19 protein-coding genes are annotated in these 18,618 nt (G+C 67.6%); 13 read left to right on the top strand and 6 right to left on the bottom strand.

Annotated features, from left to right (window positions below):
* Nucleotides 1-52: 52 nt before the first annotated feature.
* From AB0H56_RS03390 to erm, 3 genes are all read left to right on the top strand, one after another.
* Complete coding sequence (locus AB0H56_RS03390) at nucleotides 53-724, top strand: helix-turn-helix domain-containing protein (RefSeq protein WP_357156571.1); 672 nt, start codon at nucleotides 53-55, stop codon at nucleotides 722-724.
* On the top strand, nucleotides 721-1,899 hold the full coding sequence (locus tag AB0H56_RS03385) for an NAD(P)-binding protein (protein WP_357156569.1): 1,179 nt from the start codon (nucleotides 721-723) through the stop codon (nucleotides 1,897-1,899). The genes AB0H56_RS03390 and AB0H56_RS03385 overlap by 4 nt, the downstream gene beginning before the upstream one ends.
* A gap of 280 nt (nucleotides 1,900-2,179) precedes the next feature.
* Nucleotides 2,180-3,004: an ErmE/ErmH/ErmO/ErmR family 23S rRNA (adenine(2058)-N(6))-methyltransferase gene (gene erm / locus AB0H56_RS03380; RefSeq protein ID WP_357156567.1), complete on the top strand. Its 825-nt coding sequence runs from the start codon at nucleotides 2,180-2,182 to the stop codon at nucleotides 3,002-3,004.
* A 138-nt stretch (nucleotides 3,005-3,142) separates the two neighbouring features.
* On the opposite strand, the gene AB0H56_RS03375 is transcribed toward erm, so the two are convergent.
* The 4 genes from AB0H56_RS03375 to AB0H56_RS03360 form a co-directional block, all read right to left on the bottom strand.
* Nucleotides 3,143-3,598, bottom strand: a complete 456-nt coding sequence (locus tag AB0H56_RS03375) for a hypothetical protein (protein WP_357156565.1) — start codon at nucleotides 3,596-3,598, stop codon at nucleotides 3,143-3,145.
* Between the two features lie 95 nt (nucleotides 3,599-3,693).
* Nucleotides 3,694-4,581, bottom strand: coding sequence for a hypothetical protein (locus tag AB0H56_RS03370; RefSeq protein WP_357156563.1), 888 nt, complete (start codon nucleotides 4,579-4,581; stop codon nucleotides 3,694-3,696).
* A 15-nt stretch (nucleotides 4,582-4,596) separates the two neighbouring features.
* Nucleotides 4,597-4,911 (bottom strand): hypothetical protein, encoded by a 315-nt coding sequence (locus AB0H56_RS03365; protein WP_357156561.1) that lies wholly within the window; start codon nucleotides 4,909-4,911, stop codon nucleotides 4,597-4,599.
* 1,365 nt (nucleotides 4,912-6,276) lie between these two features.
* Nucleotides 6,277-7,659, bottom strand: a complete 1,383-nt coding sequence (locus AB0H56_RS03360) for a cystathionine beta-synthase (protein WP_110036729.1) — start codon at nucleotides 7,657-7,659, stop codon at nucleotides 6,277-6,279.
* Between the two features lie 136 nt (nucleotides 7,660-7,795).
* Between AB0H56_RS03360 and AB0H56_RS03355 the strand changes: the two genes are divergently transcribed.
* Together AB0H56_RS03355 and AB0H56_RS03350 are read left to right on the top strand one after the other, a co-directional pair.
* Nucleotides 7,796-8,665 carry an SGNH/GDSL hydrolase family protein gene (locus AB0H56_RS03355; RefSeq protein WP_357156559.1) on the top strand — a complete coding sequence of 290 codons (870 nt, stop codon included), beginning with the start codon at nucleotides 7,796-7,798 and terminating at the stop codon, nucleotides 8,663-8,665.
* A gap of 58 nt (nucleotides 8,666-8,723) precedes the next feature.
* Nucleotides 8,724-9,944, top strand: a complete 1,221-nt coding sequence (locus tag AB0H56_RS03350) for an acetyl-CoA C-acetyltransferase (protein WP_357156557.1) — start codon at nucleotides 8,724-8,726, stop codon at nucleotides 9,942-9,944.
* Nucleotides 9,945-10,003: 59 nt separating this feature from the next.
* Here AB0H56_RS03350 and AB0H56_RS03345 read toward each other — a convergent pair whose 3' ends face one another.
* Nucleotides 10,004-10,861: a Bax inhibitor-1/YccA family protein gene (locus tag AB0H56_RS03345; RefSeq protein ID WP_357156555.1), complete on the bottom strand. Its 858-nt coding sequence runs from the start codon at nucleotides 10,859-10,861 to the stop codon at nucleotides 10,004-10,006.
* Nucleotides 10,862-11,013: 152 nt separating this feature from the next.
* Nucleotides 11,014-12,162, bottom strand: a complete 1,149-nt coding sequence (locus AB0H56_RS03340) for a methyltransferase (RefSeq protein ID WP_357156553.1) — start codon at nucleotides 12,160-12,162, stop codon at nucleotides 11,014-11,016.
* A gap of 400 nt (nucleotides 12,163-12,562) precedes the next feature.
* Between AB0H56_RS03340 and AB0H56_RS03335 the strand changes: the two genes are divergently transcribed.
* The 8 genes from AB0H56_RS03335 (at nucleotide 12,563) to AB0H56_RS03300 (ending at nucleotide 18,579) form a co-directional block, all read left to right on the top strand.
* Nucleotides 12,563-13,141: a hypothetical protein gene (locus AB0H56_RS03335; protein ID WP_357156551.1), complete on the top strand. Its 579-nt coding sequence runs from the start codon at nucleotides 12,563-12,565 to the stop codon at nucleotides 13,139-13,141.
* Nucleotides 13,142-13,201: 60 nt separating this feature from the next.
* Nucleotides 13,202-13,993: a hypothetical protein gene (locus AB0H56_RS03330; RefSeq protein ID WP_357156549.1), complete on the top strand. Its 792-nt coding sequence runs from the start codon at nucleotides 13,202-13,204 to the stop codon at nucleotides 13,991-13,993.
* Nucleotides 13,994-14,071: 78 nt separating this feature from the next.
* Nucleotides 14,072-14,695: a DUF305 domain-containing protein gene (locus AB0H56_RS03325; RefSeq protein ID WP_357156547.1), complete on the top strand. Its 624-nt coding sequence runs from the start codon at nucleotides 14,072-14,074 to the stop codon at nucleotides 14,693-14,695.
* 165 nt (nucleotides 14,696-14,860) lie between these two features.
* Nucleotides 14,861-15,379 carry a hypothetical protein gene (locus tag AB0H56_RS03320; RefSeq protein WP_357156545.1) on the top strand — a complete coding sequence of 173 codons (519 nt, stop codon included), beginning with the start codon at nucleotides 14,861-14,863 and terminating at the stop codon, nucleotides 15,377-15,379.
* An 88-nt stretch (nucleotides 15,380-15,467) separates the two neighbouring features.
* Nucleotides 15,468-16,772, top strand: coding sequence for a serine hydrolase (locus AB0H56_RS03315; protein WP_357156543.1), 1,305 nt, complete (start codon nucleotides 15,468-15,470; stop codon nucleotides 16,770-16,772).
* Nucleotides 16,773-16,949: 177 nt separating this feature from the next.
* The gene (locus AB0H56_RS03310; RefSeq protein WP_357156541.1) at nucleotides 16,950-17,324 is read left to right on the top strand and encodes an SHOCT domain-containing protein; all 375 of its coding nucleotides are present in this window, start codon (nucleotides 16,950-16,952) and stop codon (nucleotides 17,322-17,324) included.
* Between the two features lie 166 nt (nucleotides 17,325-17,490).
* Nucleotides 17,491-18,222, top strand: coding sequence for a GntR family transcriptional regulator (locus AB0H56_RS03305; RefSeq protein ID WP_357156540.1), 732 nt, complete (start codon nucleotides 17,491-17,493; stop codon nucleotides 18,220-18,222).
* Between the two features lie 63 nt (nucleotides 18,223-18,285).
* Complete coding sequence (locus AB0H56_RS03300; protein ID WP_357156538.1) at nucleotides 18,286-18,579, top strand: hypothetical protein; 294 nt, start codon at nucleotides 18,286-18,288, stop codon at nucleotides 18,577-18,579.
* Nucleotides 18,580-18,618 lie beyond the last annotated feature (39 nt).

Raw genomic sequence — 18,618 nt, 5'->3', positions numbered from 1 at the left:
GCGCTGACCGGCGGGTCTTGCCTTTCGGCGGGACTCGAGGCACGGTAAGTAAGTGGTTACTTACGCCAGCGGGCCGCCGGCCTCCTCCCGCGACCGGATCATCACCGAGGCGCTGCGCCTGTTCGGCGAGCAGGGCTACGCGAAGACCTCGATCGCGCAGATCGAGCAGGCGGCCGGCCTCTCCGGCGGGTCCGGCGCGCTCTACCGGCACTTCAAGTCCAAGGACGAACTCCTGGTGCAGGCCGTGGCGACGCGGCTGGTCGACCGCGGCGAGTGGGATCAGTTCATGGCGCCGGAGTTCTCCATCGCCGCGGCGCTGGACTCGGTCACCCCCGACGGCGACCTCGTCGCCAAGCTCGTCGCGCTGTGCCGGATCGGCCTGACGCGCCTCGACCACGATCGCGACGTGACCCGGATCCTGCTGCGGGACAATTCGATTCCCGCCGCCCTGCTCGAGGTCTTCCGCGAGCAGGAGTACGCGGTGGTCATGGCGGCCGTCACCAAGGGCCTGCGCGAACTCGCCGGGCCGCACGCGCCCACCCAGGACTGGGACGCCACGGCCGCGGTGCTCGTCGGCGCGCTCGCGCACTTCTGGATGATGCGCGACATCTTCGACGGCGGCCACCCCGCCGACGTCGACACCGACCGCTATCTCATCGCGACCGCGCAGATGATCGCCGCCCGGCTGGACTGGGCGGATCCCGAGGGAGAGGACCGACGATGAACACACCCATCACCGTCATCGGCGGCGGGCTGGCCGGGCTCACGGCCGCCATCGCCGCCGCCGAGGTCGGCGTGCCGGTGCGGCTGCACGAGGCACACCAGACCCTGGGCGGACGTGGCCGCGCGACGCAGCCGCCACACGTCGCGCACGAGGGCGCGCACGTGTTCTACGCCGACGGGCCGCACTACACCTGGCTGAAGGAGCGCGGTTTCGTGGCGGGCCTCGGCTGGCCCGGCCTCGGCGACGCGATGACGCTGCGCTTCCGCGCCGACGGCGAGCTGCGGCGGCTCCCGCCGATCGGCATGCTGCGGGCCCAGGTGCGCGCGCGGCTGACGGCACCCGTCGACCTCGACTTCCACACCTGGGCCGCCGGGCACTGGGGCGAGCACACCGCCACGCAGATGGCCAACGCGATCAGCGTGGTCACCTACGACGCCGACACCGGCAGGCTCTCGGCCGCCTACGTCTGGGAGCTGTTCCAGCGGGTGCTCGGACCGAATGTACCCGCGGTGCGCTGGGTGCGGGGCGGCTGGCAGCGCACGATCGACCGGATGGCCGACCGCGCACGGGAACTCGGCGTCGTCGTCGAGACCGGCGTGCGCGTGGAGACCCTGCCCTCCGACGGCCCGGTCGTCGTGGCGACCGATCTGGACTCCGCGCGTCGTCTACTCGGCGACGACTCCCTGCAGGGGACAAGCGGTTTCGCCGCACTGCTCGACATCGCCGTCCCCCGCGACCGGCGTGACCGGTTCCTCGTGTTCGACCTGGACGAGGGCGGATTCCACGAATGCTATTCCGCGCAGGACGATTCCGTCGCCCCGGCGGGTGAGTCGCTGTTCCAGCTCCAGATGCCGGTGCGCGCGGGCGAGACCCGCGACGCCGCCCATGCCCGCCTGAGCCGCTTCGCCGACCTCGCCGTCCCGGACTGGTCTTCCCGCAAGACCTTCCACCGCACCTCGACCGCCAAGAAGCGGACCGGTGCGCTCGACCTGCCCGGCACCACCTGGCGGGATCATCCGGCGATCGACCGTGGCGACGGGGTCTTCCTGGCCGGTGACATGGTCGCCGCGCCAGGGATGCGCGGGGAGATCTCCATCAACAGCGCGATCACCGCCGCCGCGGGGGCCGTGGCCGCGGTGCGCAAGACCGCCGGAGCGCGCACCGGGCCGGCGTAGGCGATGCCCGACCGCGCGATCGCGCCCCGGTGTCGATCACGCGGTCCGGTCGCGAGCCGGCACGCGAGGTTCGCTCCGCCGACCGCGGGCCCGAAATTCGGTTGCGCGGGCGGCGAGCCGGTTTCTAAGGTGATCCGCATGTCGTGCTGCATGTTCATTCGTCTCCGCCACGCCCGGGCTCTGGCCCGCTAGCGGACGCGGATCTCATCGTCGGCGTCCACCGGCGTGCCCAGGGCCCATCGAGCTTCACTCGACTCGATGACCCGAAGGGGCAACTGCTGTGGCGCAGGATCATTCACACAAGAACTATTCGCACACCCAGCGCAAGGTCACCGGAAGCCGCGGTCCCCGCACCGCGCGTGACCAGGCGCGACGAACCCTCTCCCAGAACTTCCTGGTGGATCGGCACGCTGTCGACCTGCTGATGACCGTCGCCGATCCGGCCGGTGTCGTGCTCGAACCCGGCGCGGGCGAGGGCGTGCTGACGCGGGCGCTGGCCGCACGCGGCGCGCGGGTCACCGCGTACGAGATCGATCCGCTGCTGGCGGCCAAGCTCTCGGCGCGGACCAGGAACGAGGCCGGAATCCAGGTGGTGCGTGGCGATTTCACCAAAGCCAGGGCGCCGCGAGAACCGTTCGCGGTGGTCGGGAACATCCCGTACTCGGCCACCTCGGACATCGTCGCCTGGTGCTTGAACGCACCGGCGCTCACCTCGGCCACCCTGCTCACCCAGCGTGAGTACGCGCGCAAACGCACCGGCGACTACGGCCGCTGGAGCCTGACCACGGTGCTGCACTGGCCGTGGTTCGACTGGCACCTGCGCGGCCAGGTCCCCCGGACGAGTTTCCGCCCGATCCCCTCGGTCGACTCGGCCGTCCTGCGAATCGACCGCCGCCCGAATCCCCTGGTCACCCACCGGGATTCGTACGCGGAACTGGTCCGCACCGGATTCTCCGGCATCGGCGGCACCGTCCGCGCCTCCCTGCGCACCCGCTACCAGGGCGTGGACGAAGCATTGCGCGCGGCGGGCATCCCCGAGGACACCGTGGTCGCCTACGTCCACCCGGAACAGTGGGTGGACCTGCACTCGGTGCTGGTCGCGTAGCGGTCCCGCGGTGCCGCCCACCCCGGGCGGCGCCGCGGGTCGGTCGCTAGATCGAGCCGGTGTCGAGGAAGCCGAGAAGGCTTCCCGTTATCTCGGCGACGACTGAGGGACGACTGTGCGACCGGAGCGTGCCTTCGCTCAGCCCTGTGCCCCGAGTTCTTTGGTCAAGGCGATCAGGAACTGAGACGCGGTTCGGATCTGCGAGTCCGATATCTCGAACTTGGTTCGACCGCTGTTGATCTGGGCCGTCTCGATATGGAGATTGCCCTGCCAACCATCAACCTGGGTAACTATGTACACAGCGTCGGCCGCAGACTTTATCCAAACCTTCTCGTCGCTCCCGGATTGCGGGATGTAACCCAGGTCATCCTTCAGCAGGGCGGGCTCCGACTCGCTCGGCAACATTGCCCGTAGGCGCGTCTGACCCACTGCCAGAGAATCCTGAGTAATGGTGCAGTGGGCCCCCAGCTCAATCTTCTCATCAGGCGCGCCGGATCCGTATTCGATACTCGCAGAGGATATTCCGAGATCCTTCGAAAAGAAGGCCAACGTCCGATCGCACTGCTCACGACGAGCATGACTCGACTCTGTCATCACAGGGCTTTCCGAAGAATCCAGCCCGCAGGACGCCAAGAGCGAAACTGAGATTGCTGCTACCGCAGTGCCGACGGCGCGTCCTGTAAATATACTCACTGTGTTCGCCTGTCAGTATTTACCGACCAATTATTTGTGCCATCAGTAACCGTCGCGTCATCAAACTTCTCGGTCCCGTCCACAACCATAGACGGCCATTTGTTTTCCGGCAGACCGTCGATATCCGAGCTTGCTTGCGCGATCTGATTCCCGCCAATAATGGTTTCCTGCGCAGATGACGCAATGCTTCCAATCGCCAAGGCGATCGCGTTGTACATATTTCCGATACTGGCAACAATGTCTGCGGTCTGCGCCGCTGCGATGGGTCCGGTGGCAGCGGCAGCGACGATCTCGGCGATACTTGAAATGAACGAGAGAATGGCTTCAACAATTTCCCGGTAAAGCTCCAAAGTCTTAACCGCGACCGCCTCGAGGGCCAGCGCTATGGTCTCGCATGAAGCTGGAATCGCCAGCTGCGAGCACGGTTTCGCTTGCCGCTGTCGAGAGTTTTCATATGATTCTGCCGCGATACCGGACCAATTGGCATTCAGCTTGGTCTCGTCAATCTGAGTTCCAGCATTGGTGACAGCACTGGCGACATCTCGCCATGAATTGGCATAATCAATAAAGGTTACAGGTACGAGTATTCCCTTTATTAGCTCCTTCAGCTTTGCGACTGCCTTACTTATGCAGTCGAGAACCTTATCACGTTCTTCCCAAAGCCTGTCGATAGTATCTTCGGCAGCCAGCCCTCCCGCGAGGTTACCAATAGGTCCAAGCACACCTCCGCCCACCCAGCCGGTCATGCGAACCGCCATTACGATGTCACCAAAGGCATCGTTTACCTCATCGGGCTTCTTTTCCAACTCCGCCATTTTGGTCTTTATTGTTTCGGCATTCTCGTTCAAGCTTATTCGAGTCTGCGGATTTTTATCTTCTGCCACCCTGTCGCCCCCCGATTAGTAAAGATTGCGGATCGCATGCTCTTGGCGGGCATCCTCCGCCTCGTATGTATCCGCGACATAACGCAAGGTACTTGCGATCTCAGCGAACACTAGTTTTCCCTCGGCCATTCTGCTGGCAAAGAAGTCTGGAACATCTTTGTACTTTTCGTACGCAAGGATGAAGACACCAGCTTCAAGGTCAGTGAACTTGGCCTTTTCCGCAGCTAGCCTTGCAGTCTCCAGTTCTCCAATTGCGTCGTCCCAGTTGTTTGCGGCGGTCCGCACAGCGCTGACGGCGACCGAGATTGCTTGTTGCGATGGCGCACCCATATTCTTATCTTCCCAACTCTCGAATCAAATTGTCTCGATGGCGAACAAGTTGATACTCAAGATCCTCATCCGCGTACCGCGAGTAGTCCCCCTCGACCTTGAAGGTTGGGCGGAGGGTGCGCACACGATCGGCGCAGCTCAGAACTTCGTCACTGATCTGAATCGGGTCGACTTGCTGCCCCCACCCGACCCAAACATGCATAGACCTCACCTGAAAGCAGTCCGCCGTCATCGACACGATCGGCCTATAGTCAATTAGCGCTCGACCATGAACGTCGAAGACACCTCGCGTGAAAATCCGGGTCTGAGTTTCTCGATAATCAGCCCAGCTTTGGGATTCAAGTAGGAGCATCATGACTGTGCGCCTATCCGGGGCCGGGCACGCGTGCCGGAACTCACCTGTCAGAAGTTTTCCAGCCGCGGCGCTCCGTCCAACGTGATCGGCCACAGCCCTTTTGTAGGCGCGCATCAGCTCATCGCCGGCATCAGCCGGATTCACGTACCGGTTCCACTGGCGGCTCAATTCCACACGAGACGGCAAGAGCCCCAGGTCGACTTCAATCGTCGCGAAGGAAGACCCCTGGTAGTCGCTGGAGTCTACGCCGGGGCGAAAAACCAAGGTCGCTGGCGCCAGCGCTCGATACCGATGGGTCCGCTCCCTGGTACCGATGGTCATCGCCAGGACCGGCACCTGGCTCCGATCGATAAACCTGCTCACCTCGGTAGGAGTCGTGCTGACGATCCGGCGTTTGTGTGTTTCGGGTGGCCTGAGGCCTTGTCAGAGGCTCGTCATCCCAGAATTCGTCCGGATCGTCATAGTGGTTGAACCAGCCGCCAGTAGCCATCACCAAACCTCAACGGTTCCGCACGATGTCAGCATCATGAATCGAATCGCCATCAATAATCCCCCGCTTGTCCCCATCTTCTCCGTAGAGTTTCGACCCCACCTTCTCGGACGTCCGGGCATGTTGTCAACTCCTGGACATCGGCCGGCAACGTCTCGGAAACGGCTGCGCGCCAGCGACTGCCGAGAGCTGCCAGCTCGTTCGCTCAGGGAGCTCGGTCCGGAGGGCGGACGGTGATTCGCGCGGAGTGGACAGCTACTGCCAGGTGGCGGACGTCGTCCAGGTCAGTGGTGATCACCGGACCGCCGCCGTACCGGGCACACGACTCGGCAAAGTGGGCATCCGCCAGCTAGCGACTGCCGGGCTGTGCGCCGTGGAGGCTGGCACCGCGTCACGCAGTTTCTTGCCGGACGCCCGCGATCCAGTCGAGTTCATCAAATGTGAATCCGGCATAGCGCATGTCTTCGTCGGAAACCGAACCGAATTCCGAATCCCCCACGCGAATCAGGGATCAGTCTCCTCAGATCGAGCCGGTGCTGAGGAAGCCGAGGAGGTCGTGGCGGGTGATGACGCCGACGGGCTTGCCGTCTTCGACGACCATCAGGGCGTCGGAGTCCGAGAGGGCCTTGGTGGCTGTGGAGAGGGGCTCGCCGGAGCCGATCAGCGGGAAGGACGGGCTCATGTGCTGGGCCACCGAGTCGGTGAGCTGGGCGCGGCCCTCGAAGACGGCCGAGAGCAGATCGCGCTCGGTGACGCTGCCCGCGACCTCGCCCGCCATCACCGGCGGCTCGGCACCGACGACCGGCATCTGCGAGACGCCGTATTCGCGCAGAATCTCGATGGCGTCGCGCAGGGTCTCCGACGGGTGGGTGTGCACCAGGTCGGGCAGGGCGCCGGACTTGCCGCGCAGCACGTCACCGACCAGCGGCTCCGGCCCGGCCTCGAGCGGGGTGGTGAGGAAGCCGTAGGAGCTCATCCACTTGTCGTTGAAGATCTTCGACAGGTAGCCGCGGCCACCGTCGGGCAGCAGCACCACGACCACGGCGTCGGGATCGCGCCGGGCCACCTCGATCGCCGCCACCACGGCCATGCCGCAGGAGCCGCCGACCAGCAGGCCCTCCTCGCGGGCCAGGCGCCGGGTCATCTCGAAGGAGTCGGCGTCGGAGACGGCGATGATCTCGTCGGGCACGCTCGGGTCGTAGGCCGAGGGCCAGAAGTCCTCGCCGACACCCTCGACCAGATACGGACGACCGGTGCCGCCGGAGTACACCGAGCCCTCGGGGTCGGCGCCGACGATCTTCACCTTCCCGCCCGAGACCTCCTTGAGGTAGCGGCCGGTGCCGGTGATGGTGCCGCCGGTACCGACACCCGCGACGAAGTGGGTGATCTTGCCCTCGGTGTCGGCCCAGATCTCGGGACCGGTGGTCTCGTAGTGGCTGTCCGGGCCGCCGGGGTTGGCGTACTGGTTCGGCTTCCAGGCGCCGTCGATCTCGCGGACCAGGCGATCGGAGACGTTGTAGTAGCTGTCCGGGTGCTCCGGCGGCACGGCGGTCGGGCACACCACGACCTCGGCGCCGTAGGCACGCAGCACGTTGCGCTTGTCCTCGCTGACCTTGTCCGGGCAGACGAACACGCACTTGTAGCCACGCTGCTGGGCGACCAGCGCGAGGCCGACGCCGGTGTTCCCCGAGGTCGGCTCGACGATGGTGCCGCCCGGCTTGAGCAGCCCTTCCTCTTCGGCGGCGTCGATCATCTTGACCGCGATGCGGTCCTTGGAGCTGCCGCCGGGGTTGAGGTATTCGATCTTCGCGGCGACCAGGCCCGCGTTCGGGCCGACCACCGAGTTCAGCCGAACCAGGGGCGTGTTGCCGATGAGGTCGACGACATGATCCGCGATGCGCATAGGGTCCATCGTTGCAGAGGCGTAGCTCGGCGGCACGACCTGGTCGGATCCTGTGAGCAGTGGCACCGCCGCCGACTGCCCGCTCACCGGTCCGGTGCCTGCTGTCGTGCCGATTCGCGTCGTAGAATTTTCGGATGTGAGCGCACCTCGAATCAGCTGGCGAACCGCCGTGGTCACCGGCGCCACCACCGTGCTCGCCGGATCGGGTGCCGGCACCGTCTCGTGGGCCACGTATCGGTTACTGATGACGCAGGCCGGGGCGGCCAGAGCCGTCATCGGACGCGACACCTCGAAACCGCCGGAAGCCGACGGCGTGTACGCGCCGGGCGCGCAGATCCCCGAACCGTGGCGCAAGGGCGTGCCGAGCGACCTGCATCTGATGATCTTCGGCGACTCCACCGCCGCCGGGCTCGGCTGCCTGAGCGCGTCCGATGTGCCGGGCGTGCGGGTGGCCAGAGGCCTCGCCGATGCCACCGGGCTGCGAATCCGGCTCAGCACCAAGGCGATCTCCGGCGCCACCTCCAAGGGGCTGGCCGGGCAGGTCGACGCGATGTTCGTCGCCGGGCCGCCGCCGGACGCCGCGGTGATCCTGGTCGGCGGGAACGACATCACCAAGAAGCACTCCATCCGCGCCTCGGCGCGCAGGCTGGCGGCCGCGGTCTCGCGGCTGCGCGAGGCCGACGCGCTCGTCGTCGTCGGGACGTGCCCGAACCTGGGCACCGTCACCGCGATTCCGCAGCCCCTGCGGACGGTGGTCGCGAACTGGAGCGTGCGCCTGGCCAAGGCGCAGACCGTGGCGACCACCATCGCAGGCGGGATCCCGGTGCCGATGGGCTCGCCGCTGGTCGCCTCCGAGTTCCGCGCCGCCCCCGAGATCCTCTTCGCGACCGACGGATTCCATCCGTCCGCGGCGGGGTACGAATTGGCCGCGGCGCAGCTGCTGCCCGTCCTCGTCGAAGCGGTGCAGACCCGCCCTGGTCTTCCGGTCGCGCACGGCGAGACGTAGATTCCAGAATGACCGGCTTGTGAACGCCGTTCACTGAACCATCCGAAAAGGAGTCCTCATGCCCGAGGCCGTAATCGTCTCCGTTGCCCGCTCTCCCATCGGCCGTGCCGTGAAGGGGTCCCTGGCGGGTATGCGTCCGGACGACCTGACCGCACAGATGGTGCGCGCGGCGCTGGCCAAGGTCCCCGCGCTGGACGCGAGCACGATCAACGACATCATGCTCGGCACCGGCTCCCCGGCGGGTGAGGGCGGCTTCGGCATGGCCCGCAACGTCGCCGTCCAGCTGGGCCTCGACACTGTGCCCGGCACCACCGTCCAGCGCTACTGTGCGTCGTCGCTGCAGACCACCCGGATGGCCTTCCACGCGATCAAGGCCGGCGAGGGCGACGTGTTCATCTCCGCCGGTGTGGAGACCGTCTCGCGCTACGCCAAGGGTTCGGCCGACAGCTGGCCCGACACCAAGAACCCCGAGTTCGCGCAGGCCGAGGCCCGCACCAAGGAGACCGCCGAGGGCGGCAAGGGCCAGTGGCACGACCCGCGCGAGGACGGCCTGCTGCCCGACGTCTACATCCCGATGGGCCAGACCGCCGAGAACGTCGCGACGCTGACCGGCATCTCGCGCGAGGACCAGGACCACTGGGGCGTGCGCTCGCAGAACCGCGCCGAGGAGGCCATCAAGAACGGCTTCTTCGAGCGGGAGATCACCCCGGTGACCCTGCCCGACGGCACCGTCGTCAGCAAGGACGACGGCCCGCGCGCCGGCGTCACCTACGAGGCGGTCAGCCAGCTCAAGCCGGTGTTCCGCCCCGACGGCACCGTCACGGCGGGCAACTGCTGCCCGCTCAACGACGGCGCGGCCGCGCTGGTCATCATGAGCGACACCAAGGCCAAGGAGCTCGGCCTGACCCCGCTGGCCCGCATCGTCTCCACCGGCGTGTCCGGCCTGTCGCCGGAGATCATGGGCCTCGGCCCGGTCGAGGCCGTCACCCGGGCGCTGGCCCTGGCGGGCAAGTCGGTCTCCGACATCGACCTGTTCGAGATCAACGAGGCCTTCGCGGTGCAGGTGCTCGGCTCGGCCCGCGAGCTGAAGATCGACGAGGACAAGCTCAACGTCTCCGGCGGCGCGATCGCGCTGGGCCACCCGTTCGGCATGACCGGTGCCCGGATCACCGCGACCCTGCTGAACAACCTGCAGACCTACGACAAGCAGTTCGGCGTGGAGACCATGTGCGTCGGCGGCGGCCAGGGCATGGCGCTGGTCATCGAGCGGCTGAGCTGAGCCAGAACGACGAGAGCGGCCCACCGAATTCGGTGGGCCGCTCTTTTATGTCTTGGTGATCAGTCGCGCTGGAAGTAGCTCAGCAGGCGCAGGATCTCGACGTAGAGCCAGACCAGGGTGACGGTCAGGCCGAGGGCGACGCCCCACGCGGCCTTCGCCGGGGCCTGGGCGCGGATCAGCTGATCGGCGGCGTCGAAGTCAAGCAGGAAGCTGAACGCGGCGATGGCGATGCAGACAAGGCTGAACACGATCGCCAGGACGCCACCGTCGCGCAGGCCGAAGCCGCCGTCGGTGAAGAAGCTCGCGATCAGGTTGCCGACCATCAGGACCAACACACCGACCATCGCGCCCAGCAGCATGCGGGTGAAGCGCGGGGTGACCCGGATCGCGCCGGTCTTGTAGACGACGAGCATGCCGAAGAACACGCCGAACGTGCCGAGCACCGCCTGGCCGATCAGGGCGCTACCGCCCACACCGCCGAAGGTGACGTCGGTGAACATCAGCGACAGCGCGCCGAGGAACAGGCCCTCGAACGCCGCGTAGGACAGGACGATGGCCGGGTTGTCCATCTTGTTGCCGAAGCTCGCCACCAGGACCAGCACCAGGCCGATCAGGCCGCCGCCGATGACGAACAGCGGGGCGAGCGAGGGGTTCGCCGAGGACAGCGCGAACGAGATGATCGCCGTGACGGTCAGCACCGCGAGGGTGATGCCGGTCTTGGTGACCACGTCGTCGATGGTCATCGCGCGGGTGGCGGGGGCCTGCTGGAACTGCTGGCCGTACTGCTGCCCGTATTCGCCGTACTGCTGGTTGCCCAGCTGTCCGGCGCCGGCGACGCCCGAACCGAAGTTCGCGTAACCGCCGACACCCTCCTGGCGAGGTAAGTTCTTGAACACCGGATTCGATGAGGTACGCACCGTGCGCCTTTCTTGGAGTGATAGTCGCTGTACGCCTGACGGCGGGCCACAGCTCCAACTTGCCCTGTTCAACGTGCCGTGACCGGACAAAGTTCCCGTCGCCGAGATCGTGTCCGGTCGGACAAATCGGACTCTACCGCCTTCGGCGGCCCCTATCGTTGTACGTCGCGCAGACCACGAACAGACCTCGTGACCGTGAACTTCTTGTTCCGCCCGATAACGTCGGTGCGCCCGACCATCCGCTCGACGACGCCGCGATAGTTCAGGTGCGAGTTGTACACCGTCCACAGTTCGCCGCCGGGCCGCAACACCCGCCCGGTCTCGGCGAACATCTTGATCGCCGATCCGGTGTGCACGGCGGCGCCGACATGGAACGGTGGATTACACAGCACCAGGTCGGCGCTGTTGTCGGCGGCCGAGGACATCGCGTCGTCGCGCACCACGGTCACCCGGTCGGCGACGCCGTTGGCGGCCGCGGTGGCCCTGGCCGAGGCGACCGCCGCGGCCGACTGATCGGTGCCGACGACGCGGAGGTGCGGGCGCGACTTGGCCAGCGCCACCGCGAGGATGCCGGTGCCGCAGCCGAGATCGATGGCCTCGCGGGCGTCGGGCTTCATCCGGTCCAGGTGTTCGAGCAGGAAGCGGGTGCCGATGTCGAGGCGCGGGCCGGAGAACGCGGCGCCGTAGGCCACCACGTCACCGTCGATCTCCTCGATCCGCTCGGCCACGGGGAATCGGGATTCACCGACCGGCAGCGGCTCACCGACGACCAGCACCCGCGACTTCTGCCTGCCCCGGCCCGCGCGCACGCTGCCGAAGGATTCGGCGAGCACCTCGTTCATGGCGGGCGTCAGGTATTTGTCGCGTCCGCCGGCGAACACCACGACGTCCGGCGCGGCGTAGCGCGCGATCGCCTCGGCCGTCTCGGCCAGGCCGGACAGCATCCGCGGTAGTCGCATCAGCACGACCCGCGCGCCGCCCAGCAACTCGGCGTCGAGACCGTGCGCGGTGTAGCGATCGGTGAGACCGAGGTTCTTGGCGTTGCCCGCCAGCGCGAGTTCGCCGGTGAGCAGGTCCTGATGCACGCGCAGGCCGGCGAGATCGTGGCGGGTGGCGGCGCCGAGGGTCAGCGCGCCGTACGCGTCACCGATCACCGCAACCTCACCGCTACCCGCCGCCGCCAGCGCGTCGACGGCGGTGTCGAGGAGTAATCGGTCGGCCGCGTCGACGGCATAGAGGTTCGGCGCCTCCACGTCCGGATACCGGCGCAGCCGGGTGAGTACGTCCTCGACTCTGTCCACGCGACAAGTGTGCTAGATCGTTGCCCCACCGTCACATCCGGCCCTGAGATCGGGCGGTGGCCTTGCTCACAGTGGGTAGTCGTGGCATGTATTCCGATGGGCACGAACAGCTTCCATCGATTTGCGACACCCTTGCAGATGCGCCCGAATCCGCAGATCACGCCAATCCCGTTGGTTCCCAGCACTTCGGCTGCCGAGTCACCGGCACCGGCGGTCCCCCGCGCCGTCGCGACCTGGATCACATCGCCCGGAACGCACGCATCAGCGGCGGGCGCCGGGCGCGCCGGAGCCCACAGCACGCCCCAGGCCACCAGCCCGGCCGCCAGCAAACTCGCCGTAGCCCGAACACGCCCCGCATCGCTCGGCCACCCGAGCCGACTCGCTGAGTACCATCAGTCACATGCGTAACGCTCCAGTGCTCGGCCTCGTCGCCATCGCCGCGTTGACGCTGTCCGGCTGCGGTACCGACGGCGCGCCCGCCGCCACCCCACCGCCGACCAGCACGACCAGCACCTTCACCGACGCCACCGGCGCGGCGCCACGCGACAACACGCCCAAGTCCGGCGACGCGTCGGCGGGCGCGGCGCTGACCGTCACCGATATCCGGCTCGGCCGTCACGAGGGGTTCGACCGGGTGGTCTTCACCCTCGGCGGCACCGGGACCCCCGGCTGGCAGGTCGAGTACACCGGCAGCGCGGTCCAGGACGGCAGCGGCAAGCCGGTCGAGGTGGACGGCAATTCCATCCTCGAGGTGCGCATCCTCGGCTCCGCATACCCGTTCGACTCGACCGTTGCGCCGTACGCGGGGCCCGACCCGGTGACCGATCCGAGCGTGCCCGGCATCACCGGCGTCTACAAGGCCCTGGTCTACGAGGGCAGCACGCAGTCGTTCGTCGGCGTCACCGCCGCCGAGCCCGCGTTCGCCGTCACCACGCTGACCAACCCCACCCGCCTGGTCGTCGACATCGCCAACGGGTAACTACCCGTACGGCGTGAGGGTATTGCGACCGCCGTGATCGCGCTGGTTAGACTGGTCGCCGTGACCAACCGGCCTCACCATCTCCGCGCCTCGGGCGTCGCCTGGGCGCTCACGGTGCTGGTGCTGATGGCCGGAATCGTCGCCATGCACTCGGCGGTCTTCGGCACCGCCCACGCGGAGAGCGCCCATGTGGATCACGCCGCGGGAGCGACACCCGCCACGGACACCAACCCGGCCGCGCGCACAGCCGAGACCGCCCTCACAGCCGAATCCGCCCGCACCGCCGAATCCGAGCCGCTGCCCGGGATCGAGTCGATGGCCCCCGCCGAGCACCAGCCGCATTCCGAATCGGCGCCTCAGACCGCATCCGTGCGGACCGACACCGAGCCGACGCGCATGAACGCCGTCCAGCCGGCGCACGTCGCCGACATGACTGCCACCCCACTGGAACACTCCGCCGACCTGACTGCCACCCGGCTGGAACACTCCGCCGACAGCACCGGCACCGCCATGAGCGGACCCACCGCCGCATCGAGATCGGCCGAGCCCACTGCGCTGACGGCCGCTGGAGTGGTTCCGGTAGCCGTCCCGAGCACAACCGCACCCGCCGAGGACCCGCACGCGGGTGCCGGTTGCGGCGCGGCGGGCTGCGACGAACACGCCGCCGTGCATTCGTGCGTCTTCGTGCTGGTCGCGCTGGCCGCCGCCATGGCGCTCGTGCTGCTCTACCGACTCACCGACGACCTCGCCGCGATCGTCGCCGCGGCCGCGCGCCCCTGGCGCGGCAGGCGCGAACGTCCGCCGCCGTGGACGGTGCTCTCCCTCGCGCAACTGGCGATCCTGCGGATCTGACAGGTCAGCCGCCCACCGGTGTCCCCGGCGGGCGGCCAGTTCTCGTCACCTCATCCCAGCATCCCCAGGAGGATCACCATGTTCATCACCCGTACCCGTGCCACCGTCGTCGCCCTCGCCGCCGCGAGCTCGCTGCTGCTCGCTGCGGGCTGTAGCGACGACAACTCCGACTCGACCGCCCACCACTCCTCGACCACGACCTCGGCGAGCGCGACCAGCGCGACGGCCGGTGCCCGCACCGACTTCAACGACGCCGACGTGACCTTCCTGCAGATGATGTACCCGCATCACGCGCAGGCCGTCGAGATGGCGAAGATGGTGCCGAGCCGTTCCCAGAACCAGCAGCTCATCGCGCTCGCCGCGCAGGTCGAGCAGGCCCAGGCGCCGGAGATGCAGCAGATCACCACCCTGCTGGCCGGCTTCGGCAAGCCCGCGCCGACCACGGGCGGTGGGCACGAGGGCCACGGCATGTCCGGCATGATGAGCGCCGAGCAGATGTCGGCGCTGGAGGCTGCGACCGGCGCCGAGTTCGACCGGCAGTGGCTGGAGATGATGATCGAGCACCACGAGGGCGCGGTCGACATGGCGAACACCGAGCTGGCCGGCGGCGTCAACCCCGAGTCCAAGCAGCTCGCGACGGCGATCGTGACCGCTCAGGAGGCCGAGATCGCCACGATGGGCGGCATGCTCGGCCAGAACTGATCGCGCGCGGCGCCGGGACCACGGTTCCGGCGCCGCTCCCCACGTCTCGGTTGATCATCGAAATCGCCGCCGCGAGCTGACGCCACCGGCGCGCAGCCAGTACGGTCGATATGTTCGGCGTCGGGCGCACACCGGCGTCGGCTGTCGGTGAGGGAGGAGACAGACATGAGACAACGGGACCGAGTGGGGGTCGCCACCGCACTCGCGGCCGCGGCCACCGGCATGGTGCTGATCGGGGCCTGCACCAAGCAGGTACCCGGTGACGCCCAGGCCAACCAATCCGACCTCGCGTCCTACACCTCCGAGGTGGCGGCCTCGTCGGCGGCGCGGGTGCAGAAGGCCAACGACGACGCCTGCGACGGCCTGCGCGCGGCCAACAAGAGCTCGGTCGCCTCGTTCAACGCCTACATCGAGGCCAGCAACAACCGGGCGCCCGACACCGACACCAAGGCGAACGAGGCCGTGACGACCTTGCGCAACAACGCCAAGGACTTCGCCCGCAAGCTCACCAACGACGTGATCCCCGCGCTCTCGGAGCCGTTGCGCTCCTACCGCGACAACACCAACACCCTCGCCGACACGCTCGAGCGCCGCGCGCCCACCGACGAGCTCAACGGCGTGATCGACACCTTCAACGCGGCCAAGGACACCGCGATCGACGTCTGCGAGCCCTACGGCAACTGACCCCGCCGTAACAAGAACGTGACCGTTCACGATTCCCTGCCGGAAACACTTTCTGGAGGGCGACGTGCACGGCTATCTGAAATACCTTGTGGCAGCGGCGGTTACCGCGCTGGCGCTCTCGTCGGGCGCCCTGCTGCCCGGGCAGGCGCTGGCCGAACCCGGCACCGCCAAGCAGTGCGAGGTCAGTTCGGGGCGCACGCCCCAGTCGGCGACGCCCGCCGAGGCCGCGCTCGATCCCGATCGTCTCGACGCCGCGATGCACCTGGCGACGAACGCCACCCGCTTCAACATCCAGATCTACCGCAACAACTGCCTCGTCGGCGTCGGCCCGCGCAATGCCGAATCCGGCGGCGTGGCCTGGAATCTGTGGAGCGGCACCAAGAGCGTGGTCGCGCTCGTCGCCGGCCTCGCGGTGGACGACGGCCGCCTGCGCGTCGACGAACCGATCGGCGCCTATCTGCCCGCGGGTCTCGGCGACGAGGCGCACCGGGCGATCACCGTGCGCAACCTGCTCACGGAGTCCTCCGGGATGGAGGTGGCGGTCGCCGCCGAGGGCGCGACCGGGCTGGCCGCGCTGGATCCCAATGTCGTCGCCCAGGCGCTGGCCATGCCGATCGAGCGCCCGCAGGGCACCATGTTCCGCTACAGCCAGCGCGCCGTCGACCTGCTGGTCTACGTGATCCAGCAGGCCATCGGCGAGGACTTCCAGGATTACGCCCAGCGAAAGCTGTTCGACCCCTTGGGCATCCCGCGCAGCGACTACTTCTGGGCCCGCGACCGCGCCGGAAACACCTACGGCCACGCGCATCTCATCCTGCCACCGGACGACTTCGCGAAAATCGGCCTGCTGGTGGGCAATCGGGGCAGGTGGAACGACCTGCAGGTGATCTCGGACGACTACATGCGCGCGGCCCTGTCGCCGTCGGCGAGCATGCCCTGCTACGGCTTCCTGTTCGTGATCAACGGCGAACCGTGCCGGCTGGAGTTCCCCGGCCTGCCCTACGACGCGGTGAAGATCTCGGGCATGCTGCGCAACGACAGCTACATCGTGCCCAGCCTCGGCCTGATGGTGAACTGGACCGGCGTCGCGACGCCCGGCTCCTCCACCTACACCCACAACGTGATGCGCACGCTCGGCTCGGCCTTCCTCGACACGCCCGTGCCCGATCCCGGCCCGTACCAGGAGCGGCCGGACGTGAGCGTCACCGATCCGATGATCGCGCGCCCCGACGCCCTGCTCGGCACCTTCGGCATCGGACCGTACGCCTACCCCGGCTGCAGCTTCGTCGACTGCCTCGGCGAGACGCCGAAACCGCCGTTCTCCGACTGGCCGCCCGGCTGCGTCGTCCTTGGCTGCGTCGGCACGAATCCGGCGACACCCGGCATCCGCTGAGCTACGGCGCGCCCATCTCGCCCGGCACCACCGCGTACCCCGGCTGACAGGTACCCACCCTGAACAGGGTGGGTGAAACATGCCGAAGATCGGCAAGTTTCCAGCAATACGCGTGTTTCAATCGATCGCCCGACCCGGGGCGAATCGATCGAGTGCCCGAACGCGAGGTGTGTCGTCATGTCATTCTGGGAAGTGCTCTGGCTCATCATTGTGAGCTTCGCTTTTGTCGCCTATCTGATGATGCTGTTCATGATCGTCGGAGACCTGTTCCGGGACAAGAACACCTCGGGCTGGGTGAAGGCGATCTGGATCATCTGCCTGGTCTTCTTCCCGCTCATCACCGCGCTGGTGTACCTGATCGCGCGTGGTCAGGGCATGGCGGAGCGGTCGAGCGCCGAGGCGAAACAGATCAAGCAGGCGCAGGACTCCTACATCAGGGAGACCGCGGGGACCAGCCCGGCCGCCCAGATCGCGGACGCCAAGAAGCTGCTGGAGGAGGGCTCCATCACGCAGGCCGAGTTCGAGCAGTTGAAGACCAAAGCGCTCGCCTGATCCCGTTCCCGCGAAGGCCTCGCCCACCATTACCCTCGGTGCGCGGGGCCTTCCTCGTTCGCCAGGGAAAAGGCCCTGGGCGGGTGCCTCCCCTTCGCGTATTCTCGAAGCAACCGGACAGGACCAGTAGGGACCGGTGCACCGCTCGCGAGAAGGAGCCGCCCTCATGCCCGCACCGCTGCGCGACAGCGCAGTGCCCAAACACGAACAGCTGCGCGCGATCCTGCTGCAGAAGTGCACGCGCGAGCTCCAGCCGGGCGACCTCATGACCAGCGAGCGCAATCTGATGCAGGACTACGGCGTCAGCCGGATCACCGTGCGCGAGGCGATCGGCCAGCTGGTCAACGAGGGCTACCTGGTCCGGGTGCGCGGTAAGGGCACCTTCGTGGCGCATCGGCCGGTGCAGTCCCGACTGCATCTGGCCTCGTTCACCGAGGAGATGCGGGCGCTCGGCCACACCCCGACCACGCTCGTTCTGGTCGCCGAGGAGGCGGTGCCGCCGGAGGCCACCGCCCGCGCGCTGCGGCTGCCCGCCGAGACGACCGCTTACCACGTGCGCAGGCTCCGCCTGGCCGACGAGGAACCGGTGAGCGTCGACGACGCCTGGTTCAACCCCGAGCTGCTGCCCGGCCTGATCTCGCACGACCTCACGAGTTCGATCTACCGCACCACCGCCGACCGCTACGGCAGACCGATCGAACGCGCCGTCCAGACCGTGGACGCCCAGGCCGCCGAGGCCGGCGTCGCGATGCTGCTCGGCGTACGCAAAGGCGCGCCTGTCCTGCATTTCGACCGGGTCTCGTTCAGCGCCGAGGTGCCGATCGAACACACCCACAGCTGGTATCGCGCCGATCGCTATCGCGTGCAGATGGAAGTCGGTGAGCGATCACCGGTATGAAATAGCTATATTTCAGATACTGTATGGGCGCTATCACAGCGAAGTGCTCGGAGGTATCCCCCCATGTCCATCCCCAGATCCACCACGCGCGCCGGGCTTTCGGCCCTGCTCGCCGCCACGGCCGTCCTCGGTGCCGCAGGCACCGCCAACGCCGTCGGCGGCCTCGACTGGGACCTGCTCCCCTCGGGTTCGGTCCAGATCGGCCCGCCCACCGGCAGTTCCATGGGTTCGTTCGACCTCGACCTTGGCAGCGGCACCGGCTCCTTCGACGCCGACCTCGGCTCCTCGTCCCCCCAGCCCCTCCCCGGCACCGGCTCAGCCGCCTTCCCACCCCTGTTCCCCGGTTCGGCGGGCTGATCAACAGCCGCGGCGCGCAGGTGCTGCGCGCCGCGGCAA

The organism is Nocardia sp. NPDC050717 (assembly GCF_040654275.1).
GTDB lineage: Bacteria > Actinomycetota > Actinomycetes > Mycobacteriales > Mycobacteriaceae > Nocardia.
The sequence above is the reverse complement of the archived record's forward strand: the minus strand, read 5'-3'. Positions and strand labels throughout refer to the sequence as shown.

Bases quoted from the DNA above. Each gene is read 5' to 3' on its own strand.
- AB0H56_RS03375 (WP_357156565.1), bottom strand. From the start codon at position 3,598: ATGACAGAGTCGAGTCATGCTCGTCGTGAGCAGTGCGATCGGACGTTG.
- AB0H56_RS03325 (WP_357156547.1), top strand. From the start codon at position 14,072: ATGTTCATCACCCGTACCCGTGCCACCGTCGTCGCCCTCGCCGCCGCG.
- AB0H56_RS03335 (WP_357156551.1), top strand. From the start codon at position 12,563: ATGCGTAACGCTCCAGTGCTCGGCCTCGTCGCCATCGCCGCGTTGACG.
- AB0H56_RS03365 (WP_357156561.1), bottom strand. From the start codon at position 4,911: ATGGGTGCGCCATCGCAACAAGCAATCTCGGTCGCCGTCAGCGCTGTG.
- AB0H56_RS03305 (WP_357156540.1), top strand. From the start codon at position 17,491: ATGCCCGCACCGCTGCGCGACAGCGCAGTGCCCAAACACGAACAGCTG.
- AB0H56_RS03385 (WP_357156569.1), top strand. From the start codon at position 721: ATGAACACACCCATCACCGTCATCGGCGGCGGGCTGGCCGGGCTCACG.
- AB0H56_RS03300 (WP_357156538.1), top strand. From the start codon at position 18,286: ATGTCCATCCCCAGATCCACCACGCGCGCCGGGCTTTCGGCCCTGCTC.
- AB0H56_RS03360 (WP_110036729.1), bottom strand. From the start codon at position 7,659: ATGCGCATCGCGGATCATGTCGTCGACCTCATCGGCAACACGCCCCTG.
- AB0H56_RS03310 (WP_357156541.1), top strand. From the start codon at position 16,950: ATGTCATTCTGGGAAGTGCTCTGGCTCATCATTGTGAGCTTCGCTTTT.
- AB0H56_RS03320 (WP_357156545.1), top strand. From the start codon at position 14,861: ATGAGACAACGGGACCGAGTGGGGGTCGCCACCGCACTCGCGGCCGCG.
- AB0H56_RS03350 (WP_357156557.1), top strand. From the start codon at position 8,724: ATGCCCGAGGCCGTAATCGTCTCCGTTGCCCGCTCTCCCATCGGCCGT.